Raw genomic sequence first — 25660 nt, 5'->3', positions numbered from 1 at the left:
ACAAAGAACTATTAGGCCTTACGGTTCAATAAATTAGCCGAAAATTAGCCGAGTGTGCCGGAGGTCGAGGAAGGTCCTGCCTTACCCGCCCCTCTTACTTGGCGTCACGCAAGTGTTTGAGCCGCTCCCGTACCAGTTGCTCGTCAGGATGGTAGGCGAGTTCGGCCTCGGCTTCGCGGAGCGCACCTGCCAAATCCCCTCGTTGCTCAAGTACCAGAGAAAGTGCCAGATGTGCACCCTGAGCCTGGGGGTCCAGAACGATAGCCCGCGACAAGTTGGATTGTGCACGCTCCAGCGATCCGAGCTTGTAGAGAGTGAATCCCAGATAAAGCAGTGAATGCGAATCGAGGGGATCCAATTGGATGGCTTGGCTCAAGTGCTTCTCTGCTTGAGGCAGCTGGTCCATCCGATAGTAGGTATAGCCGAGGTTACCTTGGGCGTCGGCGCTCGACGGATCTTGGGCCAGGACTTCCAAGAACAACGGCACGGCTCTCTGGTACTCTCCGCGTTCGCCCAGTGAGGAAGCAAGATTGTTAAGGACCCGTTGGTTATGTCGCGCAGTCTTGAAACAGTGAGACCACAGCAACAGATCATTGGTCCAGTGCAGCTGCGTCAGCCCGCAGCTTATGAGCAATGCTACTGCGACCACGAATGCCACCAGGACCTGGCGCGGTGGACCGATCCAGCCCGGCGCCGATCTCCCGCGCAGCTTTACCAGAGCAATCGCGAACAGCAGGGCGAAACCGGCGAACGGCAGGTACAGGTATCGATCATGGACGAAGTCGTCAGGCGGAAACCAACGGACCCAAAGTGCCGGGGACAGGGTCAGCAGGGCGAATGCAAAACCGAAAGCGGCTTCTTTCCTTTGAGCATCCCGCCGGAAGGAAAGGAGCAAGAGAGCGGCAAGCAGCGCAAGCACCGACAGCGGGAGCACAAACCCACTAAGGCTCATGTGTTGCACATATTGACGGTCATAAAACAGGCACAGGCCGACGGGCCAAACCAGCAGCCGCAAGTAGAAGAGGAGGAGCCCAGGCAGGGTCAGGAGAATCGTCGTGTAGGTGGTGTGAATCGGCGGCTGCGTTTGCAACACTTCCTGGCGCAGCGTCCAATATGCCAAAGCTACCAGCGCGAACGGTAGCGCTTGAGTCGCAGTCTCGCGAAGGCGGGTGGCAACCGACGTCCGGCCAGCCTGCTGTGCGGCGGAGAAGATCCAGGCGTAGGCCAATACAACCGCAGGCAGCGTAATGCCCGATTCTTTGGTCAGCATGGCCAGGAATGCCAAGAACAGAGAACCGACCATCCATGGCAGAGATCCACGTTGTCGCCAATTCAAGTAGCCCAAGAAGGATCCGACGAAGAATACTGACATCAGGGGATCCACCGCGCCGGAGACCCAGGCTACGTTCTCAACGTGGATGGGATGTATGGCGAAAAACAGGCCGGCGATCGCTGCTTGCCAGCGGCTCTGCAACAGGCGTAGTGCCAGTCGAAAAACCAGCACGGTGGCTAAAGCGTGGATCAGCACCACGGCGAAGTGCCACCCCCAGGCGTGCGGCCCGAAGGCGAGATAGTTCAAGCGCAACCAGGAGAGAAACACGGGCCGGTAGTAGACCGCCGGCTTATGAGTCTGTGCCCATACATGGGACGTGAAATCGTGGAAGAAGTATCGCCAGGACTGGATGAAGGGGTTGTCCAGCACCTGGACCCGATCGTCATAAACAAAATCAAAGGACAGGGTGGAGATGAACGCCACGACAGAGACGCACAGCAGAATGACTTCCAGCGCGCCGCGCCTCTCCCAGAAGGGAACAGAGCCGTTCTTGGATGGAGGTTGTGATGCTTGGGGCTGCTGCCGAGCCGCGCCGGTCATCATGGCATTATTGCATGGCCAGTTAATGGCGGCTGCGTAATGCCGCGGATACAATCACTGCACAGTGATCTATGCACCAGGTGGGGCACATCGAACTCTTAGGGTTGACTCTCCGGGAACTTAGCGAGATCGCGGAGGAATTTGGCCAGCCCGCTTACCGGGGCCGCCAGCTGTTCGATGCTGTTTACAAGCAGCGGGTGACGGGCCTCGAAGAGATCACAACGCTGCCACAAGAGCTGCGGCAGCGGCTGGCGGAGGATGGCTACGGGGTCGGGCAGCCGCGCATCGAGAAGCGCTTTCAGTCGGTGGACGGTACCATCCGGTACTTGATCGCGTTCTCCGACGGGCAATCGGTGGAGACGGTGTGGATGCCGGAGGGGGACGACGGCGAGGCCGGGGACGGAAGCGAAGCGGCCGCGGAACTGGAAGCGCCGGACGACCGTTCGTGTCGCGCCACTATCTGCGTCTCCAGCCAGATCGGTTGCGCCGTGGATTGCCGCTTCTGCCTGACCGCACTGCTGGGCGTCAAACGCAACCTCACCGCGGGCGAGATCGTCGGGCAGGTTCTGGCCGTACTCAGGGACCGGCAGGTCGATCTGGAACGCCGGCGCATCAACCTGGTCTTCATGGGGCAGGGCGAACCGTTCCTGAACTACGACGCCTTCATGCGGGCGGTACGCTTGCTGGCCGAGGGCGTCGGCATCTCGCCCCAGCGGATGACGGTGTCGACTTCCGGGATCGTGCCGCGCATCCATGACCTCGGCAAGGAATCGGTACGCCCCAAGCTGGCCATCTCGCTGAATGGCTCCAATGATGAGATCCGTGCGCGGATCATGCCCATCAACCGCAAGTGGGACTTGGCGAAGCTGATGGCAGCCGCCCGCGAGTTCCCCTTGCGCGAGCGGGAACGGCTGACCTTTGAGTATGTGCTGCTGGACGGGGTGAACGACTCGGTCGAGAACGCCCAGGAAGTAGCGGACCTGGTGCAAGGCATCAAGGCCAAAGTGAACCTGATCGCGTTGAACCCCGGGCCCGGCATCCCGTTCTCGACGCCGGCGGAGCAGCGCGTCCATGCCTTCCAGCAGGTGCTGATCAAGGCGGGGATCCCGGCCTTCATCCGGCGGCCGCGCGGACGCGACATCTATGCCGCCTGCGGGCAGCTAAAACAAACGGTGGCGTAGGCCGAGTCCATGATTCGCGACGCGACCCCTGATGATTTCGAGACCCTTTGGAGCATCGACCAGGAATGCTTCGCGGAAGGGATCTCGTATTCGCAGCCGGAATTGCACCAGTACATGCGGCGGCGCGGAGCGTTCACCCTGGTCAAGGAGGATGGTCGCGGCATTGCGGCGTTCCTGGTGGCGGAGAGCTCGCGGCGGCGGACGGGACACATCATCACCATCGATGTCCAGAAACGCGCACGAAGGAGGGGTTGCGGCTCGGAGTTGCTTCTGGCGGCCGAACAGCGTCTGCGCGCCGGCGGCTGCGGCGCCATAGTGCTCGAGGTGGCGGTGGACAACGCGACCGCCATCCGCTTCTACAAACGGCACGGATATTCCGTGGTGAAGACCATCCCGCGCTATTACTTGGACAGCGTGGACGCACTGCTGATGGGAAAGCCATTGCCGAGAGCAGAGACTGGCGGGCGGTGACACACCCCGCGTACGATGGGTGCTCCGATGCGAGTCGCCATCCAGGGAGAGCTCGGCTCTTTCAGCCACCAGGCGGTCCGACGCATGCTGCCGGGAGCGGGCGTCGTGCCCTGCGCCACTTCGGCCGACGTCTTCGAGGCGCTGGCCTCGGGGCGCGCCGGGCGCTCCCTGATCCCCATCGAGAACTCGCTGGCCGGGGCGGTCGCGGAACACTTCGACCTTCTGCTGGCCCATGGATTCTGGATCGAGCGCGAGTTCCTGCTGCGCATCGAACACAACCTGATAGCCGCGCCGGGCGCCAAGCTGCGGGACGTGCGGCGCGTGTTCTCGCATCCGGTGGCGCTGGCGCAATGCCGGGAGTTCTTCAAGCGGAACCGGTACCTGGAGGCGGTGCCGTTCTACGACACGGCGGGAAGCGTAAAACACGTGGTCCAGAATCGACTGCGCGACGCGGCGGCCATCGCCGGACGGGAGGCCGCGACCGTGTATCGCGCCCGTATCCTGCGCCGAGGCATCGAGGACGACAAGAGGAACTTCACCCGCTTCTTCCTGCTGAAACGCTCGCGCCGGCGTGAGCGCACCGCTGACAAGACCACCATCGCTTTCTCGGTCAAGAACATCGCAGGGGCGCTGTTCAAAGCGCTGAGCGTCTTTGCCCTGCGCGACATCTCGCTCAGCCGCATCCAGTCGCGGCCGGTGCGCGGCCGGCCCTGGGAGTACGTTTTCTTCGTGGATTTCATGCGTGGGGACGACGAAGCCGCGCGCAACGCGCTCCGCCACCTGGGCGAGATCTCGAACTTCGTGAGAGTGCTCGGCATCTACCGCGCCGCCCATTTCCGCTGAACGTTGACTCCCGTCCCGCTCTGCTGGAACAATAGGTCAGCAACTACTCTCAATCTCTGCGAGGCTTCATGTCCGATCAAGATGCTGCTCCCGTGTCCGGGGGCGAAAACCAGACCATCAAGTACGTATTGCTCGCCCTGGCCGGCGTCTACATTCTGTTCTCTCTCTACCTGATGTTCGACATGCGCGGACGCATCGGCACGCTGGAAGAGAAGCAGGGCGCCACCGCCGCCGCCCAGCAGGAGCTGGAGAAGAAGCTGACCCAGTCGAGCGCAGCGATGAAGGCGTCGCTGGGCGCGGTAGCCGATAAAGCCGGCATGACCGAGCAGCAGCTGGAAGAAAAGACCAAGCAACTGCAGCGGGCGCAGCAAGCGGCTGAAGCCCGGCTGGCCAAGCAGCAAAAGGAGCAGATCGGCGAAGTATCAGGACAGGTCGCCGGCGTGAAGTCGGACGTCGGGGGAGTGAAGACCGACCTGACCTCCACCAAGGCCGATCTGGAGGCGACCAAGGCCAAGCTGGAGCGCACCATCGGCGACCTGGGCCAGCAGAGCGGCCTGATCGCCCACACCCGCGAGGAACTCGAGTACCTGAAGCACCGTGGAGACCGCAATTACTTCGAGTTCACCCTCGCCAAGAAACAGAGACAGCCGGTCTCCACCATCAGCCTGGAACTCAAGAAGACCGACCCCAAGAAGAGCAAGTTCACGCTCAATGTGCTGGCCGACGACAAGACCATCGAGAAGAAGGACCGCACCGTCGCCGAGCCGCTGCAGTTTTACACCGGGCGCGACCGGCAGCTCTACGAGCTGGTGGTGTTCACGGTGGAGAAGGACAAGGTCACAGGATATCTTTCGACCCCGAAAGCGGCGGCGGCGGCCAAGGCGAACTAAAGAGCGAGAAGCTCCAGGCGCGGCCCTTGCGGCCGCGCTTTTCTTTTTTCCGCGCGCGGTGTGCTTCTCTGGCTAGAATCTCGCCACTCCTATGACTACCAACCTGCATACCGCGATCGAGATCCTGGTCCGTACCGGGATCATTTACCTGTTCGTGCTGGCCGGCGTGCGGCTGAGCGGCAAGAGGGAAGTGGGGCAGATGACGCCCTTTGACCTGACCCTCCTGCTGCTGCTGTCGAACGCCGTGCAGAACGCCATGACCGGGCCGGACACCTCGCTGGTGGGAGGCGTGGTCGCCGCCGGCACCCTGCTGGTGATGAACTACGTGGTCGCCGACCTCTCCGGGGTGAACCGGCGCTTCCGCAAGTTCATCCAAGGCTCGCCCACGCTGCTGATCCATGACGGGAAGCTGGTGGAAGCGCACATGGCGCGGGAGCACGTCGCCCTCGACGAGGTCGAGCGGGCCCTGCGGGAGCACGGCATCGCCCATATCAACGATGTCTCTCTGGCGGTGCTGGAGGTGGACGGCTCGATCAGCGTTCTGAGGTACGACGATGTACGCCCGGAAGCGCAGCCCCACAAACGCTTGCGCTTCCTGCAGCGGCATCAGTGAAGGTCAGCGCTTCTCCTTGAGCTGCAGCGGGCGACGGTCGTAGAGATCGATGTCCACTGTCAGGCTCTTGCGCTTGTCGAACTGCTCCTTGCCGAAGTTGATGGGAGGAGTCGTGGCGTTGGGCTCGGGCGGCGGAGGGTAGCCCACCAGGATCATGCCGTCGAGCTGGCCGCCGGGCGCGATCTTGGTTTCGGCGGCGATGGGAGGCTTCTCGTATTGTTTGAGTTCCGGGTAGGCCTCAAAGTAACGCTTGAAGTCCATGGGGGCCGCAGCCTGGTCCGTCCACTTGCCCAGGTCGGTCTCGATGGTCACCGAGGCGCTCTTGATCCACATCGGTTGCTCGCCGATGTTGCTCATGTGCACCTGCACGATGGCGAGGACCCCGGGCTGGTTCTTCAGGTCCACAGCATAGACTCCGGTGATGCCGCCGGAGCCCCCGGGCTTGGCCTTCGCTCCAAACACCAGCACGCCGATCACTACCAGCACGATGGCCAGGCCGATGACGATGGGGATCACCGGGGGGAGCGTCCACTTGGGGCTGTCGAACTCTTCGGTGATGGGGACGTGCCCGGCGTCGGGTGGAGGGGCGGGCTTGGCGGGGTTCTCAGGCATCGCGCGCTCCTTAACGTCTCCTGAGATGCTGCGGCCTGGAGGATCGGGTGTCAACCCGTGGCTCAGCCTTTCCCGGGCACCCGCGCCAGATGGACCCCGAACCATTGCCGGGGATCGCTGAAGGTGCGTTCCAGCACGAAGCCCGCTGCCGCTAGCATTTCCCGCACCGCATCTTCCGTGTACTTGTAGCTGTTCTCGGTGTGCAGGCGCTCGCCGGCCTGGAAATCGACCGACATCTGGAGAAACCCGATACGGACCGACTGCCGGCAGACGCTTTCCAGGTAGATCTCGATGCGGGAGGCGGGCGCATTCCATTCCGCGATGTGCCGAAAATTCGCAAGCTCGAAATCGGCCCCTAGCTCCCGATTGATGCGCGCCAGCATGTTCTTGTTGAAGGCTTCGGTCACGCCCTGTGCATCGTCATAGGCCGGCAGCAGCACGGACTCGGGCTTCACCCGGTCGGCCCCCAACAGCAGGCAATCGCCCGGCCGGAGTCCGGCGCGCACATGCGATAGCAGCTTCTTCGCCGCTTCAGGCTCGAAATTACCGATGCTCGAGCCCAGATAGAGCACCAGCTTCCGTCCGGCAATATCGTCGGGACGGAGAGCATCCATCGTGTAATCGGCGACGATGGGACGGACGTCCAGTTCCGGCAGTTCGGCCCTGAGGCGCTGCTCGGCCGATTCCAGAGCGGCGAAGGAGACATCCACAGGCACATAGCGCAGCTTCAATTGGCGCCGAAGCAGTCGTCTCAGGAGAATGCGGGTCTTGTCCGCCGTGCCGGCGCCCAGCTCCACCACCGTGAGATTGCTTCCCGCCAGGCGGCAGATCTCGTCCCCATGCGTCTCCAGGATGCAGCGCTCCGTCCTCGTCAGGTAGTACTCCGGAAGGCGGGTGATCTCCTCGAAAAGCGCAGAGCCGCGCTGGTCATAGAAGAGCCACGGCGGGAGGGACTTCGGCGAGCGCCGCAGGCCTTGGGCGACCTCGGCAGCGATAGCCGGCAGCGGCAGATGTTCGCGCGCGATCATTCGGCCAGCCGTATCCCCATGAACTGCCACCGTGCCGCAGGGGGAAAAAAATTGCGGTACGTGGCCCGGATGTGCGACCGCGGGGTAGCGCAGGAGCCGCCACGCAGGACCATCTGGTTGCACATGAATTTGCCGTTGTACTCGCCCAGCACTCCGGCGGGCGGTTTGTAGCCCGGATATCCAACGTAAGGACTGGCGGTCCACTCCCAGACATCGCCGAAGAGCTGCTGCAAGCCGTCGCTTCCCGCGGTCGCCGCCGGATGGTAGCGCTCACGTTCAAGGAGATTTCCCTCGACCTTGCAAGCCGTCGCTGCGACCTCCCACTCCGCCTCCGTGGGCAGGCGCTTTCCCGCCCAGCGAGCATAGGCGTCGGCCTCGTAGTAGCTGACGTGAGACACCGGCTCCTCGAGGCCCAAGGGCCGGACTCCGCCCAGGGTGTAAACAAGCCAGCGCTCCTGCTCGCGGGCCCAGTAGAGCGGTGAGTCCCATTGGTTAGCGCCAACCATGTCCCAGCCGTCGGAGAGCCAAAGCTCCGGCCGCCGGTAGCCGCCGTCGGCCATGAATGCCAGGTACTCGCCGTTGGTCACCGGCCGGGAAGCAAGGCGGAACGGGTAGAGATACACCTTGTGTCGCGGCGACTCATTGTCAAACGCGAACTGGTTACCGCCGTGGCCGATCTCGTAGAGGCCTTCGCCGAACCCGGCCCAGGAAATCGCGCCCGCGCTCTGCTGCGGATCGTCGCGCAGCGGGAGATACGCCGGCCGCAGAGGATTGCTCCAGAGCGCGTGCTTGATGTCGGTGAGGATCAGTTCCTGGTGCTGCTGCTCGTGATTGAGACCAAGCTCGACGAGGCCCGCCATATCCGGCGTAAGTGCCCCATCCAGCAGCCCTGTCATCTGCGCATCCACGTAGCTGCGGTATTCGCGCACCTCGTCCAGGTTGGGCCGCGCCATCAGCCCGCGGTTGGCGCGGATTGGATGTCCCCGGAGCTGCTTGTAGTAGGAGTTGAATAGGAAAGTGAAGCGCGGATCGAAGTGTGTGTACCCGGGGACGATGGCGGCGAGGATGAAGGTCTCATAGAACCAGGTGGTGTGCGCCAGGTGCCACTTGGTGGGGCTGGCGTCGGGCATGGACTGCACCGCTTGGTCCTCGGCGGTCAAAGGCTCGGCCAGGCGCTCGGTCTGGGCGCGCACCGCCGTGTACATTCGCGCCAGCGTCGAGAGGGATTCTGTCGCGGAACGCATCCTCACCCCCTGAGAGTTCGCCGCTTAAGCCAGATTCAGCAGTCTGGCTCAAAGATGCAGCAAATCCTAAGCTCTTCTGTTGGATGCAGGGAGGGAAGGGTCAGGGAATCACCAGGCGTGCTTCATGGCTTTCACGAACTTCTCTGGGGGCAGGGTATTGAGGACGTCGTCTTTGGTCAGCCACGCACGCCGCGCTTGCAGCACCCCGTACTTGATCTTCTCCAGGTGCGAGGTGTGGTGGGAATCGGTGTTGATGACGACCTTGACGCCGCGTTCCTTGGCCATCCGCAGGTGATGGTCATTGAGGTCGAGCCGGTCAGGGTAGGCATTCAGCTCCATGGCGACCTTGTGCTTCGCCGCGGCGTTGAGCACCGCCTCGATGTCGAATCGATAGCCATCGCGGCGCAGCAAGAGCCGGCCTGTCGGGTGCCCGAGGATCGAGATGTTCTTGTTGGAGATGGCCCGCAGAATGCGCTCGGTCATCTTGGCCGGCTCCTGGTTGAAGTGGGAGTGCACGCTGGCGATGACCAGGTCCATCTGCTCCAGCACCGGGTCGGATAGGTCGAGGTCGCCATCCGCCAGGATGTCCACCTCGACCCCGGCCAGGACCCTGATGCCCTCGAATTTTCTTGCAGCCTCGCGAATGTGCTTGATGTGCTGCTCGGCACGCTGGTCGTCGAGGCCGTTGGTCATGGCCAGGTTCTTGGTGTGGTCGGTGATGGCCATGTACTTGTACCCGCGGGCACGGGCCGCTTCCGCCATCTCCTCGATGGTGTTGCGCCCGTCGGTCTCGACGGTGTGCATGTGCACGTCGCCGCGGAGGTCGCTGAGTTCGATGACCGCCGGCAGGCTGTGCTTCTCTGCCGCCTCGATCTCCCCACAGTTCTCGCGCAGCTCCGGCGGGATGTAATCGAGGCCGAGCCTGGCGTAGATCTCCTCCTCGGTCTTGCCGGCGACCCGCTTCTCGTCCTTGAGGCGCGCCAGGCCGTATTCGTTCAAGGTGTAGCCCATCTTGAGGGCGCGCTGGCGCAGGCTGACGTTGTGGTTCTTGGAGCCGGTGAAGTACTGCATGGCGGCGCCGAACGATTCTGGCGGCAGGATGCGCACGTCCACCTGCATCCCGTTGCGCAGCTTGAAGCTGACCTTGTTCTCGCCCTTGGCCAGCACTTCCATGATGCCCGGGAATTCGAGGATCTTCTCGACCACCTTCTCGCGCTGTTTCTCGTTCTCGCTGCACTTGCCGGTGACCAGGAGATCGACGTCACCGACGGTCTCGCGTCCTCGCCGCAGCGAGCCGGCGGGCGTGACCTTGTCCACGCCCGGCAAACCCTTGAGCTGCGCCATGAGTTGCTCCGCGACCTGGTCGGCCACATCCAGGTGGAAGCGCCCGGAGACCTTCCGGTATTGCTCGATGGCGCGCAGGATCTTCTGCTCGCTCTTTTCGCTCAGCCGCGGGAGGTCGCGCAGCTTGCCTTCCTGCGCCAGCTTCTCGACCCCGTCCACGTCGCACACCTGGAACGCGTCCCAGATGAGCGCGATGGTCTTCGGACCCAGCCCCGAGATCTTCAGCAGCTCCAGCATGCTGGGGTTGTATTTCTCCAGCAGCTCCTGATGCAGCTGCAGCTTGCCCTGGTTGTTGAAGATCTCCTGGATGTTGGCGACCATGCCCTTGCCGATGCCGGGGATCTCCAGCATCTTCTTCGGCTCCTGCCAGATTTCCGAGAGCTGTTGCGGGAGGCCTTCGATGGCCTCCGCCGCCCGGCGATAGGAGCGGATGCGGAAGGTGTCCTCATTCTTGACCTCCATCAAGTCGGCGGTCTCGGTGAGGATGTTAGCGATGTACCTGTTGTCGAATGTGGGCATGGGACAGGAAAATTCTATTGTAGAGACGCCCTTACGGGCGTCTCAATCCTCACAGCAGACGGCCTGACGGCCGTCTCTACCCCAAAAGGCAAAGGCCCGGCTTTGCGTCGGGCCTAAGCACCAGATCGCTTGCGTTACGGCGACAGCTTCGTGACTTTATCCGCCTGGGGGCCTTTTGCACCTTGCACGATCTCGAACTCCACGTCGTCGCCTTCCTGCAAGCTCTTGTACCCCTCGCCCTGGATGGCGCTGTAGTGGACGAACACATCGGGCCCGTCGTCCCGCCCGATGAAGCCATATCCCTTCGCGTTGTTAAACCACTTGACCTTACCTTTCATACTCGACACTTGTCCTCCGTGCGGACCGTCGCGATGGTTCTCCTTCGGCGGTGCTTACACGCTCTGTATTAGATTGGCCTCAAGCAGGCAGGTGATGCCCGGCTTGCATCGAGGATGGAATAGACTCCAGGGAACAGCTCCGCGGCGGTGTTGCCGACAAAGTACATATGCCAAGACCAGCGCTGGGAGCAGGTTTTCAGCGGCGCTGCTGCCGGTCCAGCCACAGCAGCGCGGCGATGGTCTTGCCGTCGCGCACCCGCCCGGAGGCGATCATGCCCACCGCCTGGGGAAGGGTGAAGAAGCGCTTGGCGATGACTTCGTCGTCCTCGGGCGCGGCTTCGCCCGCACGCAACCCACTCGCTCGGTAGATGGCCATGGTCTCGTCGAGGAAGCCGGGCGACGAATAGAACATGAACAAGTGCTTCCAGTGTTTGGCCCGGAAGCCGGTCTCTTCCATGAGCTCGCGCTGGGCCGCCGCCAGTTCGCGCTCGCCGCGGTCGATGCGTCCGGCGGGTAGCTCCCATAGGCTGGCCTCCGCAGGGTAGCGGTACTGCCGCAACAGCAGCACCCGCGGCGTCTTCCTCGTATCGTCCACCACCAGGACCACCACCGAGCCCGGATGGCGGACCGTGTCGCGGCGCGCCCGGACGCCGTTCGGTTCTATGACCTCATCCAGCGTGACCGAGAACACCGGCCCGCGAAAGACTGTCTTAGAGGAAAGCACCCGCACTTTTTTCCTTTTGCCCATGCCCTCACTATAAAGCAGCGCAGATGCCGACTGGCGACTGGCGACTGGCGACTGGCGACTGCCGACTGTTATCCTCCCTGCCGTGCGCAAGCCTACGATCGCGATCGTTGGCGCCGGGAACCTGGCGCGAGCCATGGCTCCGGCGCTGCGCCGCGCCGGATACCGGATCACCGACGTGGTCGTACGGGAGCGCGCGGAATCGCGTCGGCGGGGAAGCGCGTTGGCGAGGGAAGTCGGCGCGCGTATCGCGACGACCGGGCCCTTGCGTTCCGACGTACTCTGGATCTGCGTGACCGACGACGCCATCGGCCGGATGGCGCGGGAGCTGGCACGGCGCTGGAGCGGGCGGATCGCCCTGCATTCCAGCGGGGCCTTGAGCAGCGCTGAGCTTGCTCCGTTGCGCAAGAAGGGCGCCGCCGTAGCCTCGCTACATCCCATGATGACCTTCGTCGAGCGCGCGACCCCTTCCCTGGCGGGCGTGCCTTTCGCCGTCGAGGGCGATCCTGCCGCGGTGCGGGTTGGGCGGCGCATCGCGGAAGACCTGGGCGGGTCGGTGTTCTCCATCGCCAGCCGCGGGAAGACGCTCTACCACGCCATGGGCTCGTTCTCCTCGCCGCTGGTGATTGCCACGCTGGCCATGGCGGAGCGGATCGGGCAAGCCGCCGGCATCGCGAAGAAGCACGTCCCCAAGGTGATCGAGCCCATCTTGCGACAGACCCTCAAGAATTATTGGCGCGGAGGAGCGGCGAAGGCGTTCTCCGGGCCGATCGTCCGTGCCGACCTGCGGACTGTCCGCCGCCACCTGCGGGAGCTGCGAAAAGTGCCTGGCGCACGTGCGATCTACGTGGCCTTGGCCCGCTCGGCAGTGGGGAACTTTCCCGTCCGAGACCCGAAGTCTCTCCGAAAGATCCTTGGATAAAGTAGAGACGCCCGTAAGGGCGTCTCAATCCTGACGAAAAGAAAGGATGCCCTGACGGGCGTCTCTACCGCAGAGCGGTTATTTCGCCGTGAGCAAGTGTCCCATCTTTTTCTTCTTGGTTTCCATGTACTTCCTGGAGTGCGCCTGGGCCTCGACCTCACAAGGGACGCGCTCGATGACCTTCACCCCGGCATGCTCCAGCGCCTTCACCTTTTCCGGGTTGTTCGAGAGCAGCCGGACTTCCTTGACGCCGAGTGCCTTCAGCACCTCCGCCGGCAGGGTGAACTCGCGCAGGTCGGACTTGAAGCCCAGCTTCTCATTGGCCTCGACCGTGTCCATCCCCTGGTCCTGAAGGGCATAGGCCTGCAGCTTGGCCATCAGGCCGATGCCGCGTCCTTCCTGCTGCTCGTAGACCAGGACGCCGGTGCCGGCCTTGGCGAGGGCTTCCAGGGAGAGCTCGAGTTGCTGGCGGCAGTCGCAGCGCAGCGATGCGAAAACGTCGCCGGTGAGGCACTGGGAGTGGATACGCACCAGCGGCGGCTTCTTGCGGATGTCGCCCAGGACCAGGGCGACCGCGGTCTCGGTCCGGCGGTCGATGGATCCGTGGCCCTCAAAACCCATGATGCGGAAGTGTCCCCAGCGGGTGGGGAGATCGGCTTCCGCGACCTTGTTCAGCTCGTACGCTGCCACACCCTCATTATATCGGGAGCTCGGGAAGCCCGTGTGACCTGCGTCACAGCATGCGGACCGCGGACTCTGCGGGTACAATCACATCTTCGTGGACCCGCGTCTCATCTCGGTCTCGCTGCTGGTGCGCATGGGTGTGGCCGCCGCCGTGGCCAGCGCCCTGGTGCGTTCCAAGTACTTCAAGACGCTGCTCTACCGCGAGGACCGCAACACCACCCAGGCCATCCACCTGGCGTTGTTCATCGCCGTCCCTTTCGCGCTCGGCGTGGTGGTGCGCATGAGCGTGCGCAATTTCATCGCTGCCGACCTGGCGCTGGAGAGCGCCGTCTTGATCGGCGTGATTGCCGGCCGGGGCGCCGGTGTGGTCGGCGGCGTGCTGGTCGCCCTGCCCTCGATGTTGCAGCGCGAATTCCTGAGCATGCCTTTCTACGCAGTCTCCGGATACTTCGCCGGCGTGCTGCGCGATCTGGCCGTCAACAAGGAAGATGTCTGGTCTTTCACCCCGTTCCTGGACCTGAGCATCTACCGCTGGATCCGGCGCAATCTCGATCGTCCCCGCCTGGACTGGCAGATCTCGTTCTTCTTCTACATCGTCCTCCTCCATTTCCTGCAGCTGGAAACGGGACGCATCTTCCACGGGCGGCTCTTCTATATTCAGCCGACCGGGTGGCTCAGCGCGCTCGGCCTCTACGCCGTGACCGTGGCGGCGGTCGCCATCCCCCTCAAGATCTGGAACAACACTCGCATCGAGCAGAAGCTGGAGGAGCAGGAGCGGCTTCTGCTGCAGGCCCGCATGGAGGCGCTGCAGAGCCAGATCAATCCCCACTTCCTGTTCAACACGCTCAACTCGGTGGCGTCGCTGGTACGCTTCGACCCGGAGATGGCTCGAGTGCTGATCGTGAAGCTGGCGAACATCTTGCGACGCATCCTGCGCAGAGGCGATTCCTTCAACCAGCTCCGGGAGGAGCTGGTGTTCATCGACGACTACTTGGACATCGAGGTGGTGCGCTTCGGGCGGGACAAGCTGCGCGTGGTCAAGGACCTCGACCCCGAAACCCTCGACCTGGCCATGCCCAGCATGCTGCTGCAGCCGCTGGTGGAGAACTCGATCAAGCACGGCTTGTCGCCCAAGATCGAGGGCGGCAGCATCACTCTGCGCAGCCGCCTGGAAAACGGCGCGCTCGTCATCCAGGTGGAGGACGACGGGATCGGCATCGTCGAAGGCGCTGGACCGGCGCCGGCTGGAAGCGGGATCGGCCTGGCCAACGTGGCCGAGCGCCTCAAGGTCCTCTACGGCGAGAATGCGAAGATGCAGGTGGAGAGCGTCAACGGGAAGGGCACGCGGGTTTCCATCACGTTACCCATGGTGCAGTCGGTGGACATCGACGACACCACCCGCCGGGTCTACGAGGAGCGCGCCAGCACCCGCTCGTAGAACGCTTCATATTGGGGAATGATCTTGGTGGCGCAGAAGCGCGACTGCGCCCAGACCCGCGCCCGGTAGCCCATGTCGCGCAACTTCTTCTCGTCCGCCAGGAGTTCGAGGGCGCAGCGCGCCATGCGGTCCACGTCTCCGACCTCGGCCAGGCAGCCGGTGCGCCCGTCCTCGATCACCTCTGGCACCCCACCCACGCGGGTCGCGATGCTGGGCACTTCGCAGGCCATGGCCTCCAGCGCCGCCAGCCCGAACGACTCCAGTTGGCTGGGCAGGAGCATCAGGTCGGAGATCGCGAGCTTCTCCTGCACGCGTTCTTGTTTTCCCAGGAAGAAGACGCGCTCCTGGATGCCCTTGCGCCGCACCAGCCACTCAGCCGCGGCCCGGTCGGGTCCGTCGCCCATCAGCAGCAACTTGGCGGGGAGCTGCTGCTGCACTCGGTCGAAGATCTCGATCACGTCGAGCAGGCGCTTCACCGGCCGAAAATTCGAGAGATGGACCAGGATGCGCTCGCCGGCGTCGGCGTACTGCGCGCGCCGTTGCGCCGCGTCGGGATCGCGCTTGTAGAGATCGCAGTTCACGAAGTTGTAGATCACCTCGATGCTGTTCTGGATCTCGAAGACCTGCTGCGTCTTCTCGCGCAAGTACTTGGAGATCGCGGTGACGCCGTCGCTGTGCTCGATGGAGAACTTGGTGATCGGCCAGTAGGAACGGTCCACGCCCACCAGGGTGATGTCGGTGCCGTGCAGGGTGGTGACGAAGGGCAGCTTCTGCCCGCGCGATTCCAGCATCTGGCGGGCCAGCAGCGCGCTCACCGAATGGGGGATGGCGTAGTGCACGTGCAGCAGGTCGAGGCCGTGCATCTCCGCCACTTCGCCCATGCGCGTCGCCAGCGCCAGGTCGTAAGGTGGATACTCGAACAATGGGTACATGGACACGTCCACTTGGTGGAAGTGGATGTTCTCCATCTCCACTTGCAGGCGGAAGGGCTGGGAGTAGGTGATGAAGTGCACCTCATGGCCGCGCTGGGCGAGCTCCATGCCCAACTCCGTGGCCACCACGCCACTGCCGCCGTAGGTCGGGTAACAAGTGATGCCGATCTTCATGGGCGCATCGATTCTACTGATGGACGTTATTGGATGGTCTGGGGTGAGAGGGGATTCATAAACCCCTAAAGAGGCACTGGCTGTCCGGTTTCGCCCCCTGTACTCCGGACTGGAGGACGTTTATACTGGTGGTGGAGCGAAATTCTGACTCGGATGAGAGGCCCTCTCCGGGCGGTTAGCTCAGCTGGTTAGAGCGCCTGCCTTACAAGCAGGAGGCCGAAGGTTCGAGTCCTTCACTGCCCACCAGTTTGCTCCCACCCAATGGCGCGGGGACGTAGTTCAGTTGGTTAGAACGCTGCCCTGTCACGGCAGAGGCCGCGGGTTCGAGTCCCGTCGTCCCCGCCATACTAACTGCAAGTTCGGTTTCGGTAGGGTTCTTCGCGGCAAGGCGGCTCAGGATTTCGGCAGCGGCCTCCCGCTCGGCTGCGCCTCGCTCACGCCCGCTAAGCGCCTCAAGTTCGAGTCCGTCGTCCCCGCCATACTCGTCGGTTAGGCGCTGCTTTTTCTCGTGTCCGTTTTTCCTTTCACCGTCCCCTCGGATTACAATTTGGCGCCGTGACCGAGTCCGCCAACAAGCCCAGCCAGAGCGTCATCGAAGCGGCGCTGGCCGCCCGCGACTCAGGCTTGCTGCGCAAGATCGCCGCCCAGCACAAGGGACTCACCGAGCAGCAGCGCAATGCCCTGGTGCTGGTCGCGGACCTGCTCGACCGCGCCGCCGACAAGCGCGGCGGGCAAGCCTGACCGATTTTACCCGCCTCATTCCGCCGAAGCGCACTTTCGCTGTCAGACATCACAGACGCGCCGGGCCCGTTCGTGATAGCAAGAGGGGTGGGAGGGACGATGCCGCCCTCAGCCGCCCAGGATCGCGACCAGGCATGGTCGGATGCGTTGCCACGGCAGCGGCTGTCCGATGTGACCTTCGACCGGCGCGCGTTCCTGAAGGCGGCAGCCGCCCCCTGCGCCCTGGCGATGTTCGCCGGCGCCTTGCGCGAGCGTTCGCTTGCCCTGCCTGAACCCACGGACACTGACGACAGCCGCTTCGTCCGCGAGGCCCGGTTTTACCAGCGCCTGGCTGGGAACGTGGTGCGCTGCCAGTTGTGTCCACGGCAGTGCGAGGTGCCCGTGGGCGGCCGCGGGTATTGCCGGGTGCGCGAGAACCGTAAGGGCAAGTACTTCACGCTGGTGCACTCCCGGGTGGTGGCCGCGCACGTCGATCCCATCGAAAAGAAGCCGTTCTTCCACTTCCTGCCCGGCGCCATGGCGTTCTCCATCGCCACCGGGGGCTGCAACGTCGATTGCAAGTTCTGCCAGAACTGGGAGATCTCGCAGGCGCGTCCGGAGGAACTGCGCGGCCTGTACCTGCCGCCCGGCGACCTGGTGCAGAACGCTCAGCGTTATGACTGCGCTGCGCTGGCGTACACCTACAGCGAGCCGGTGGTCTTCTCCGAGTACGTGATCGATGCCGCGGAGGCCGGGCGAAAGGCGAAGCTGAAGAGCGTGGTGGTATCGAACGGCTTCATCCGCCCGGAGCCGTTGCGCGCGGTCTGTGACGCGGTGGACGCCATCAAGATCGACCTGAAGTCGTTTTCCGAGAAGTATTACCACGAGGTGGTGCGGGGCGAGCTGCGCCCGGTGCTAGACAGCATCGTGAACGTGCGCAAGTCCGGGCGCTGGCTGGAGATCGTGTACCTGGTGGTGCCGACACTGAACGACAGCGATGCCGACTTTCGCGGAGTGTCCCAGTGGGTGAAGCGCGAGGTCGGGGCCGACGTCCCCATCCACTACACGCGCTTTCGCCCGCTCTATCTGCTTACCAACCTGCCGCCCACGCCGGTGGCGACGCTGGAGCGCGCCAAGGCCATCGCCGATGCCGAGGGGCTGCAGTTCGCCTACATCGGCAATGTCCCGGGACATGCGGGCGAGAACACCTACTGTCCCGGATGCCGTAAGCTGTTGATCGAGCGCATCGGGTTCACGGCCCAGTTGGTGAACTTGGAAAGAGGCAGCTGCAAGAACTGTAAGCGCGCGATCCCAGGCGTGTGGAAGAGCTGAAGGAGGTCCCATGAAAAAGCTGAAGCCGATGGTGGTGGCGGCCATTGCGCTGACGCTGGTGGCTGCGGCGCCCGATGCGCCGAAGGCCCGCACACCCGCGGTGGCAGGGACTTTCTATCCGGCAGAACCAAAAGCGCTCACGGCGATGGTGGATGGTTACCTGATTGCTGCGCCGACGGCGGCAAGCGAGCCGCCAGTGGCGCTGATCGCGCCGCACGCTGGATATCCGTACTCCGGGCCGGTCGCTGGCTACAGTTTTTCCCAGCTCAAGGGGCGCAACGTGTCGCGGGTGGTGGTCATCGCGCCCTCGCATTATGAGAGCTTTCCTTTTGTCGCCGCCTACGACGGAGATCTCTACCGTACACCGCTGGGAGACGTGCCGATCGACAAAGAGTTCATCAGGAAGCTGGCGAAGGCGACCCCGGTGGTTCAGATCTCGGGACGCGGTCACGATATCGGGCAGCGCGGCGGTGAGCACGCGCTTGAGGTCGAGCTACCCTTCCTGCAGCGCGCGCTGGGAAGATTCACGCTGGTGCCACTGGTGATGGGCGACCAGGATTTCGACCGGGAGCGGGCGCTGGGTCTGGCGCTGGCCCAGCTGATCACCGGACCGGAGACCATCATCATCGCCAGCTCCGACCTGTCGCACTACCACCCGCAGCAGGAAGCCTCGCGCATGGACGGCAAGGCGCTGCAGGCGCTGGAGCACTGGGACTACCGGGCGCTGTCGAGCAACTTCCGGGCGGGGGTGTGGGAGGCGTGCGGCGGAGGGCCGATCATCGCCACCATGATCGCCGCCGAGAAACTCGGCGCCAACCACGCCCAGGTGCTGAAGTATGGGACCAGCGGGGATACCAGCGGAGACAAGCAACGGGTCGTGGGGTACGCCGCGGTGGCATTCACCAGGTCCACCCGTTCAAACGCAGGGGAGACGTACAACCTTACCGCGGAGGCCCGGGCGGAGCTGCTCACCATCGCTCGCCAGGCGGTGGCGATGGCGGTGAAAGAGCACAAGCGCTACGCGCCACCCGAGCCGCGCTCGGCCGCGCTGCTCGAGGAACGCGGCGCCTTCGTCACGCTGAAGAAGCGAGGACAACTGCGCGGCTGCATCGGCCATACCGTCCCGCAGCAGCCGTTGTACCTCACCGTCCGCGACGTGGCCGTCTACGCCGCCTTGCAGGACCCGCGCTTCCCGGCGGTCACACCCGCGGAACTCGATGACCTGGAGTTCGAGATCTCGGTGCTTTCACCCTTCCGCAAAGTCCGCGACCCGCGCGAAGTCCGCGTGGGTGAACATGGATTGCTGGTGCGCCGCGGGAGCAGGGAAGGGCTGCTGCTTCCCCAGGTCCCGGTGGAGCTGAAGTGGGACCGGCAGACGTTCCTTGAGGAATGCTGTCATAAAGCCGGGCTGCCGGCAGATGCTTGGAAAGACCGCGAGACCGACCTCTTTGTCTTCACCGCGCTGGTGTTCGGCGACTCCGGGCATCGCCCGCAACCGCGGTAGCAGATAGCAGAGCAACGCACAGGTTCGTCCCTCCCAGCAGCGCCGCTGTGCGGCCAAGCCCGAACAGAGGCAGGAGGAATAGGGTCGCGGCGATCGCGCCCGCGCAGGAACCCAGCAGATCGAGAGCGTAGAGCGCGCCCGCGTTCCGGGCACCGCCGGAACTGAAGAAGACCCTGCTTGCCCATGGAAACTGCAGGCCGCCAGTCGCACCGCACAGTGCGGCGAGGACAGGGAAGCCAAGGTGGGCGGCGACGGCCATGAGTCGGGGATCGCGGAGCCTGCCCAGCCCGGCCAGCACGGCCCACAGCAGGAAGGGCATGACGACGGCAGCAGTCTGCATCAGGATCATCGGTCGCGTCGGCGTTCCCGGGGGTGGACGGCGCTGCGCCAGCCATGCCCCCAAGCCCATTCCCAGCATGAAGCCTGCGATGATGATGGCGAGTTGGTGGAAGACGTAGCCGTACAGGGCCTGAAATCCGAGCAGGAGGAACAGTTCGAGCACAAGCATGGTCATGCCCATGGCGGCCGTGCAAAGCGAGCTGCTCGCAACGGCACGGAGCGGAGAAGACAACAGAGCCAGCACGCCCAGAGCGATCACGGCAGTGAGCACGACGGCCAGCACGATCGGTCGGAAGCCCAACCGGGACAATGCATCGAGCAGCCTGGAGTAGGAACGTCCGAAGTGCGTAGTCCAGGCGCTGGTGTCGAGGTAGTAGGCGACGGGAGCGAAATCGCGATTGACCGGAGTGGCCGGTGTAGGCGCGATCAGCCGTTCCATGTCCGCCTGGCGATCGGTGGCCAGACGAAATGCCAGGAAGTAGTCGCGGACGTACGCAATGCTCAGGCGGCGTTCCTTGACCCGTTGCTCCAGCACGTCCGGATCGGTTTGCAAGCGGCCGCGCTGATTCGATGCCAGGAAGTAGAGGGTGTCTCCGGGGATGACCCTCACTTCGGAAAAGCTCTGGCGCAAGGTCTGCCGAATACACTGAAAGAACGCGGCCCGCTGGGGGTTCAGGTAGTTCTCGGCGGCCCGGAGTTGGAAGCCGAGGACACCGCCGGGATTGAGTGCGGCCGCGGTGTCGTCGAAGAACTCGCGGGTGTAGAAGCGGTTCCACTGGGCGGTGCGCGGGTCGGGCAGGTTCAGGATGATGACGTCGAACTTGCGGCCGGTGCTTCGCAGGAAGGCGCGACCGTCGAGGAGGTGGACATGGATGCGGGGATCGCCCCGGACGCCCGCCCACTCGGCAGGGAAGCGCCGTTCGGCGATCTCCGGGATGCGCGGGTCGAGCTCGACGTAGTCCAGGCGCTCGACCGAGGGATGCCGCACCACTTGCAGCGCGCTTCCGTTCACCCCGCCGCCGACCAGCAGGACGTCCCTCGGCGCCGGATGCTGCAACAGAGCGAAGTGCACCGCTTCTTCGGCGGCTTCGACGTCGCCCGCGGTGAAGAGGATGACCCCGCTTTGCGCCAAACTTCGGCCGCCGTTTGCCTCGACGACCGCGAGTGCACCGTACTTTGAGGTTGCGGACTCCAGCAGCGTCAGGCCGGGCCACTGAAGAGCGAGGGACCGTGCATCCCAGCGCGACACCTGAGGCCATAACAGGCCGGCACACAGCAGCAATGGCAACGACACACCCAGGGCGGTCCGCGTGGAGGAGACGATCCACAAAGCCAGCAGGACCTCGGCCGTCCCCAGCAGCATCGCGATCTGCAAGCTGGAGATCCAAGGAAGCAGCGCGATACTGGTCAGCAAACCTCCGGCTGCCGCCCCCAGGGTCTCGAGCATGTAAGCGGAGCTGGTGGCGGAAGCGGTGGCTGCTCCCTGTGCCTGCATCCACCAGCGACTCGCCACGGTGAAGAGCATTCCGGAGATCGGAGCAACGATCCCCAGCGCGAGCACGGAGGTCAGGAACATACGCTGCGGGCCGAGCATCTCTCCCGGCACGGCGGGCGCCCAGACCCGGCTGGAGCGAATGAGGACGATGGCGAGGGGAAGGGCGAGGGCGGAAACCACCTGTAGAAGGGCGACGATCTGGCGTTCCCGACCGATGGTGGCTGGAAGACGCGCGAGGATGCCGCTGCCGCCTGCCGTCGCCAGGAGCCAAATGGCCAGCATCAGGCCGATGGAGAACTCGTTGCCCTCGAACAGGCAGAGGAGCTCGCGCAGCAGAACGATCTGCGCGATGACGCCGGCGGCGCCGGCCAGCAGGAGAGTTGCAACGAGGGCCTGCGGCCGTTTGGGGCTCGCGAATTGGGTGGGCGCGGCCATGCATCGACCAGGAGCGAGGGCCGGAGCCCGCGGCCGCCGTCGCTCGTCTTAACTATAGCCGCACAAGAAAAGAATGGCAGCACGCCGCCGCGTGCTGCCGGGAGATCCTGCGGGTCAGCGGGCCCAGGGCCACCCGCGGTTCTGCCCGTACGGGCCTCCGTATCTCCAAGAGCCATATCCGCGCTCGTAACCGCGCTCGTAGGCGCGGCGGAAAACCGACTTGTAGTGATTCTTGTCGCCATAGGCTTTTACGTAGCCGATGGTGGCTTTCTTGTAGGTCTCGTTCTTGGTTGCGCGGTAGGAGCGACCGGCTTGCCGGTCGACCTGCCCGTCTCGCAGGCCCCACTGGTAGCCGTTTTCCCGGGCCTGCTGTATGCCCGTTCGGTAATAGGGGTTCTGAGCGCCCCGATTGTCCCAATAGCCGTCGTCGCGGTCGTAATCACCATCACCGTGCCAGCGATCATCCCGATCGCGGTCCTGGTACCCCCATCGGTCGCGGTCGCCGTCGCGGTCCTGCCAACCGCGGTATCCTTCCTGCGCCGCAGCGAGTCCCGCCGTCCCCGCGATCAGCGTGAACGCGATCAACAGAGCCTTCATCCATTTCATGGTCCCTCCTTGCAGCCCCATCCCCTGGTCCGTGCCAGACGCCCGTGTGGCCGGAGCCGTCTCTGCACGTACCAACCCGCCGGTGGGGAGAGTCTCGCGTTCTGAAACAAAGAAATAGTGTGGGGCGCCGGGCAACCATTTTCGAAGACCCGCACTGGCGGGGCTTTCCGCGCTCTCCTGCCGTCCAGCTCTATGTGACGGGCGTCACTGTGAGTTCTAGAGGGCGGGCTCTATTCTTCGCAGTCACCCTCTGCTCGGCCGTACGGAGGTCTCCCAGTTGGCCACAACCGCTCCTCCCAAGACCACCCCTGAACCGGCACTGCCTCAGATGGAAACGACGTCCCTGCCGGCCAACGCATACCTCCCGCTGAACCCGGGAGAGGTTTACCGGCCGCTGGTGCCGGCGACGGCCCGGTTGCCCGAGCTGACCGGACGCGCCATCGCCTGGGGCATCCTGCTGTGCGTGATCTTCACCGTCGCTTCGGCGTACTCCGGGCTGAAGGTGGGGCAGGTGATGGAGTCGGCGATCCCCATCTCCATCCTGACCATCGGCCTGGCCCGCTTGTACAAGCGGCGTTCGAGTGTTCTGGAGAACGTGATCGTCACCGGCCTCGGCGGCGTAGCCGGGTCGGTGGTAGCGGGCGCCATCTTCACCCTGCCGGCGCTCTACATCCTGAAGCTCGATCCGCACCCGCTGCAGACCATCTTCATCGGCGTGGCCGGCGGCTGCCTGGGCGTGTTGTTCTTGATCCCACTGCGCCGCTATTTCGTGCGCGACATGCACGGCCAGCTCCCATATCCCGAAGCCACGGCCATCACCGAAGTCCTGGTCACCGGAGAGAAGGGAGGCGAGCCCGCCAAGTTGCTCTTGCAGGCCACGCTCATCTCCGGCATCTACGATTTCTTTGTCACCACCTTCCAGGTGTGGAAGGAGTTCGTGGACCTGCAATTCGTCCCGTTGATGCGAAGCCTGAACGAGCGTGCCCGGCTGGTGTTCAGCTTTGACGCCATTGGATTCATCCTCGGCCTGGGCTATGTGATGGGGCTGCGCAGCTCGATGATTCTGTGCGCCGGCGGCCTGCTGACCAATTTCGTGCTGGTGCCGGTGATCTGGTTCGTGGGCAGTCACCTCGACAGTGCGGTGTACCCGGCTTCCATCCCCATCTCGAAGATGACCGCGGTGCAGATCTACCGCAGCTACGTCCGGTTCATCGGAGTGGGAGCGATCGCCACGGCCGGCATCTTCGGCATCCTGAAGTCGCTGCGTGTTGTGGCCGGCTCGTTCGGGATCGCGCTGCGTGTCTTCCGCCGCGGCGAGGCGGCGGCGCAGGAGCGCACCGACCGCGATATGTCCATGGTCACCATCTTCCTCGGCGTGGTTATCGGCGCCATCGGCGTAGCCGCCTTCCTCGGCCATCTGCCGGTCTCCTGGACGGCGGTAGGGATAGGGCTGGTCTTGACCCTGGTGTTCTCCTTCTTCTTCACCTCCGTCGCGGCCAATGCCATTGCGACCACCGCCCGCAATCCGGTCTCGGGGATGACCATGCTCACCATCATCATCTCCGCGGTGGTCCTGCTGCGCTTCGGGGTCTCCGGGACGACCGGGATGTTCTTCGTGATGGCCATGGCGGGGATGGTGTGCACGGCGCTGGCGGTTTCCGGCCAGGCGATCACCGACCTGAAGACCGGCTATTGGCTGGGCTCAACGCCGGCGGCGCAGGAAAGGATCAAATTCGCCGCTGTAGTTGCGGCCGCCATCGCCGCCGGCTTGACCATCGTCATGCTGGCCCGCACCTTCCAGTTCGGAGAGGCAGCGGTCGGCGATCTAAGGCCTGTACTGGCATCGCCGCAGGCGTCGATCATGAAAGCGTTGGTTGAAGGTTTCATGAGCCGCCAGCCGGTGGCCTACGTGCTCTTCGGCGTGGGCGCGATGATCGCGGTCATGCTGGAGATGCTCGGCCAGCCGTCGCTCATCTTCGCTCTCGGCATGTACCTGCCCCTGGAACTGAATACGCCCGCGCTGGTAGGGGGCTTCCTGTCCCACTTCTTGAACAAGCGGGCCGAGCGTACGGGCGGGGAGCAAGGCAGGAGCATCCGCGAACGCGGGGTGATTATCGCCTCCGGGCTGATGGCCGGCGGGGCGCTCGGAGGCGTGCTGGGGGCGGCCCTGCGCCTGTTCCCCTGGTATCGCGAGGACCTGGTTCACACACCCTTCTATTCTTCCGAGCCGGTCTCCCAGACCGTTTCTGTCGTAATGTTTGTGGCGCTGTGCCTGTACATCTGGTACGGATCGCTTCATAGAAAGAAGGCAGCATGATGGAGCAAGTAAGGGGCCTGGCAGTGGAGAAGCGACCTGGAATGGATCCGGCTGGCCGGTTCGTAGCCGACGCGATCCTGGGTATTGATACGCTCTGGGGCGGCGACGTGATGTGCGCCTCGGGGACCGGACGCTTCATCGCCGATTCCTGGTTCTCCGATGAGCCGTTACCGCTTGCCTACACCCATCCCGCCGCAGCGCGGTTGCGCGCCACCGGCGGCGTGTCGGGAAAAGAGCTCGACCGCAACGCGATCGAGGAGTACCTGCGGCAGATCGATATCCCTGCCGCGGTGGCCGGGATCCGCAGCGAAGCCGCGAGGATCGGAGGACTGCGCGCCGGTTACTTGCAAGGCCTGGCACTCTGCATCGAGGTGATGTGGGAGCTGGCGATGGAGATCCTGGGGAAGGGCCCGGCGGTGCCGTACGAGAAATGCGTCCTGGCCTCGACCGGGCGGCCGCCCCAGCCGTCGGACCCGCGGCGCAAGCGCGAGCGCGTCTCCGAGTTGCTCGGTCGCGCCGGACACTCGTGCGCCGGCCCGGACGGACTGCTCGCCGCCGTGGACGCGTGGCGCCGGGAGCGTTATGTGCCGATGGCATCGGTGCGGGCCTTGGGCGCGGCGGTAATCGTGCAATTCGACGCCCTCAGTGCGCGCAACCTGCTGCCTTTCTTGCCGGACACTCTTCATTCCGTGCCTCGCGCCAACATCGAGTTCCTGCCCATCAAGGAGGCGTGGTTTTCCGGTTCCATGAACTACATCGGCCGGACGCGGAACACCGATGGCAGCCCGAAGTACGAGGCGACCTACGAGATCAACGCTTCCTTGCATATCTCCGTCCCCGAGTTCCAGCAACTGGTCAGCCACGAAGTGGTTCCCGGGCACGTGACCACCTTTGCCTATCTGCAGAACCTCTATGTGCGCGGCCTCGCGGGTTTCGAGACCACGGTGCTCACCATGAACACCCGCGCGGCGACCCTCTTCGAAGGCATCGCGAACAATGCCATCCTGATCGCTCACGGGGTGACGGAAGTGGAACAACTTCCCGACGAAGACCTGCAGATC

At 64.1% G+C, this 25660-nt stretch carries 23 protein-coding genes and 2 tRNA genes; 14 read left to right on the top strand and 11 right to left on the bottom strand.

Features of this window, described 5'->3' with window-relative positions; translation table 11 throughout:
* Positions 1–94: 94 nt before the first annotated feature.
* Positions 95–1876 (bottom strand): tetratricopeptide repeat protein, encoded by a 1782-nt coding sequence (locus tag VMS96_09885; GenBank protein ID HVP43733.1) that lies wholly within the window; start codon positions 1874–1876, stop codon positions 95–97.
* Positions 1877–1944: 68 nt separating this feature from the next.
* On the opposite strand from VMS96_09885, the gene rlmN reads away from it, so the two are divergent.
* From rlmN to VMS96_09860, 5 genes are all read left to right on the top strand, one after another.
* Entirely contained in the window at positions 1945–3054 is a 1110-nt protein-coding gene (gene rlmN / locus VMS96_09880; GenBank protein ID HVP43732.1) for a 23S rRNA (adenine(2503)-C(2))-methyltransferase RlmN, read from the top strand.
* 9 nt (positions 3055–3063) lie between these two features.
* Positions 3064–3525, top strand: coding sequence for an N-acetyltransferase (locus VMS96_09875; GenBank protein ID HVP43731.1), 462 nt, complete (start codon positions 3064–3066; stop codon positions 3523–3525).
* Positions 3526–3552: 27 nt separating this feature from the next.
* Positions 3553–4368: a prephenate dehydratase gene (gene pheA, locus VMS96_09870; protein ID HVP43730.1), complete on the top strand. Its 816-nt coding sequence runs from the start codon at positions 3553–3555 to the stop codon at positions 4366–4368.
* A 68-nt stretch (positions 4369–4436) separates the two neighbouring features.
* Positions 4437–5258: a hypothetical protein gene (locus VMS96_09865; protein HVP43729.1), complete on the top strand. Its 822-nt coding sequence runs from the start codon at positions 4437–4439 to the stop codon at positions 5256–5258.
* Positions 5259–5349: 91 nt separating this feature from the next.
* Positions 5350–5871 (top strand): YetF domain-containing protein, encoded by a 522-nt coding sequence (locus tag VMS96_09860; protein HVP43728.1) that lies wholly within the window; start codon positions 5350–5352, stop codon positions 5869–5871.
* Positions 5872–5874: 3 nt separating this feature from the next.
* Here VMS96_09860 and VMS96_09855 read toward each other — a convergent pair whose 3' ends face one another.
* The 6 genes from VMS96_09855 to VMS96_09830 all read right to left on the bottom strand — a co-directional run bounded on the left by VMS96_09855 (position 5875) and on the right by VMS96_09830 (position 11704).
* Entirely contained in the window at positions 5875–6483 is a 609-nt protein-coding gene (locus VMS96_09855) for a hypothetical protein (GenBank protein ID HVP43727.1), read from the bottom strand.
* Positions 6484–6545: 62 nt separating this feature from the next.
* Entirely contained in the window at positions 6546–7511 is a 966-nt protein-coding gene (gene egtD, locus VMS96_09850; GenBank protein HVP43726.1) for an L-histidine N(alpha)-methyltransferase, read from the bottom strand.
* Positions 7508–8755: an ergothioneine biosynthesis protein EgtB gene (gene egtB, locus VMS96_09845; GenBank protein ID HVP43725.1), complete on the bottom strand. Its 1248-nt coding sequence runs from the start codon at positions 8753–8755 to the stop codon at positions 7508–7510. Before egtB ends, egtD begins: the two co-directional genes overlap by 4 nt.
* Before the next feature lie 108 nt (positions 8756–8863).
* The gene (gene polX, locus VMS96_09840) at positions 8864–10618 is read right to left on the bottom strand and encodes a DNA polymerase/3'-5' exonuclease PolX (protein HVP43724.1); all 1755 of its coding nucleotides are present in this window, start codon (positions 10616–10618) and stop codon (positions 8864–8866) included.
* Positions 10619–10752: 134 nt separating this feature from the next.
* Positions 10753–10956 carry a cold shock domain-containing protein gene (locus VMS96_09835; GenBank protein HVP43723.1) on the bottom strand — a complete coding sequence of 68 codons (204 nt, stop codon included), beginning with the start codon at positions 10954–10956 and terminating at the stop codon, positions 10753–10755.
* Between the two features lie 196 nt (positions 10957–11152).
* Positions 11153–11704, bottom strand: coding sequence for an NUDIX hydrolase (locus tag VMS96_09830; protein HVP43722.1), 552 nt, complete (start codon positions 11702–11704; stop codon positions 11153–11155).
* A gap of 82 nt (positions 11705–11786) precedes the next feature.
* Here VMS96_09830 and VMS96_09825 point away from each other — a divergent pair, with 82 nt between their 5' ends.
* Positions 11787–12623: a DUF2520 domain-containing protein gene (locus VMS96_09825; GenBank protein HVP43721.1), complete on the top strand. Its 837-nt coding sequence runs from the start codon at positions 11787–11789 to the stop codon at positions 12621–12623.
* 78 nt (positions 12624–12701) lie between these two features.
* Here the strand turns inward: VMS96_09825 and ribA are convergent, their stop codons facing one another.
* Positions 12702–13313, bottom strand: a complete 612-nt coding sequence (gene ribA / locus VMS96_09820; GenBank protein HVP43720.1) for a GTP cyclohydrolase II — start codon at positions 13311–13313, stop codon at positions 12702–12704.
* Positions 13314–13401: 88 nt separating this feature from the next.
* On the opposite strand from ribA, the gene VMS96_09815 reads away from it, so the two are divergent.
* Complete coding sequence (locus VMS96_09815; protein ID HVP43719.1) at positions 13402–14745, top strand: histidine kinase; 1344 nt, start codon at positions 13402–13404, stop codon at positions 14743–14745.
* Here VMS96_09815 and bshA read toward each other — a convergent pair.
* The gene (gene bshA, locus VMS96_09810; protein ID HVP43718.1) at positions 14715–15851 is read right to left on the bottom strand and encodes an N-acetyl-alpha-D-glucosaminyl L-malate synthase BshA; all 1137 of its coding nucleotides are present in this window, start codon (positions 15849–15851) and stop codon (positions 14715–14717) included. The genes VMS96_09815 and bshA overlap by 31 nt on opposite strands.
* A gap of 169 nt (positions 15852–16020) precedes the next feature.
* On the opposite strand from bshA, the gene VMS96_09805 reads away from it, so the two are divergent.
* From VMS96_09805 to amrB, 5 genes are all read left to right on the top strand, one after another.
* Positions 16021–16097 (top strand) — tRNA-Val (locus tag VMS96_09805).
* Positions 16098–16119: 22 nt separating this feature from the next.
* Positions 16120–16196 (top strand) — tRNA-Asp (locus VMS96_09800).
* A gap of 210 nt (positions 16197–16406) precedes the next feature.
* Positions 16407–16592, top strand: a complete 186-nt coding sequence (locus VMS96_09795; GenBank protein ID HVP43717.1) for a hypothetical protein — start codon at positions 16407–16409, stop codon at positions 16590–16592.
* A 99-nt stretch (positions 16593–16691) separates the two neighbouring features.
* Positions 16692–17903 (top strand): AmmeMemoRadiSam system radical SAM enzyme, encoded by a 1212-nt coding sequence (gene amrS / locus VMS96_09790; protein HVP43716.1) that lies wholly within the window; start codon positions 16692–16694, stop codon positions 17901–17903.
* Between the two features lie 10 nt (positions 17904–17913).
* On the top strand, positions 17914–19407 hold the full coding sequence (gene amrB, locus VMS96_09785; protein HVP43715.1) for an AmmeMemoRadiSam system protein B: 1494 nt from the start codon (positions 17914–17916) through the stop codon (positions 19405–19407).
* Here amrB and VMS96_09780 read toward each other — a convergent pair.
* Together VMS96_09780 and VMS96_09775 are read right to left on the bottom strand one after the other, a co-directional pair.
* A complete protein-coding gene (locus VMS96_09780; protein HVP43714.1) occupies positions 19358–21676 on the bottom strand; it encodes a hypothetical protein in 2319 nt (772 codons plus the stop codon). The two genes, amrB and VMS96_09780, sit on opposite strands and share 50 nt — an antisense overlap.
* Before the next feature lie 114 nt (positions 21677–21790).
* Positions 21791–22282: a hypothetical protein gene (locus VMS96_09775; GenBank protein HVP43713.1), complete on the bottom strand. Its 492-nt coding sequence runs from the start codon at positions 22280–22282 to the stop codon at positions 21791–21793.
* Between the two features lie 328 nt (positions 22283–22610).
* On the opposite strand from VMS96_09775, the gene VMS96_09770 reads away from it, so the two are divergent.
* Together VMS96_09770 and VMS96_09765 are read left to right on the top strand one after the other, a co-directional pair.
* Entirely contained in the window at positions 22611–24599 is a 1989-nt protein-coding gene (locus VMS96_09770; GenBank protein HVP43712.1) for an oligopeptide transporter, OPT family, read from the top strand.
* A 41-nt stretch (positions 24600–24640) separates the two neighbouring features.
* Positions 24641–25660, top strand: a 1020-nt coding sequence (locus tag VMS96_09765) for a hypothetical protein (GenBank protein HVP43711.1), incomplete at its 3' end; no start/stop codon positions are given.

It is taken from the genome of Terriglobales bacterium (genome assembly GCA_035543055.1).
In the GTDB taxonomy this organism is placed as follows: domain Bacteria; phylum Acidobacteriota; class Terriglobia; order Terriglobales; family Acidobacteriaceae; genus JAIQFD01.
The sequence above is the reverse complement of the archived record's forward strand: the minus strand, read 5'-3'. Positions and strand labels throughout refer to the sequence as shown.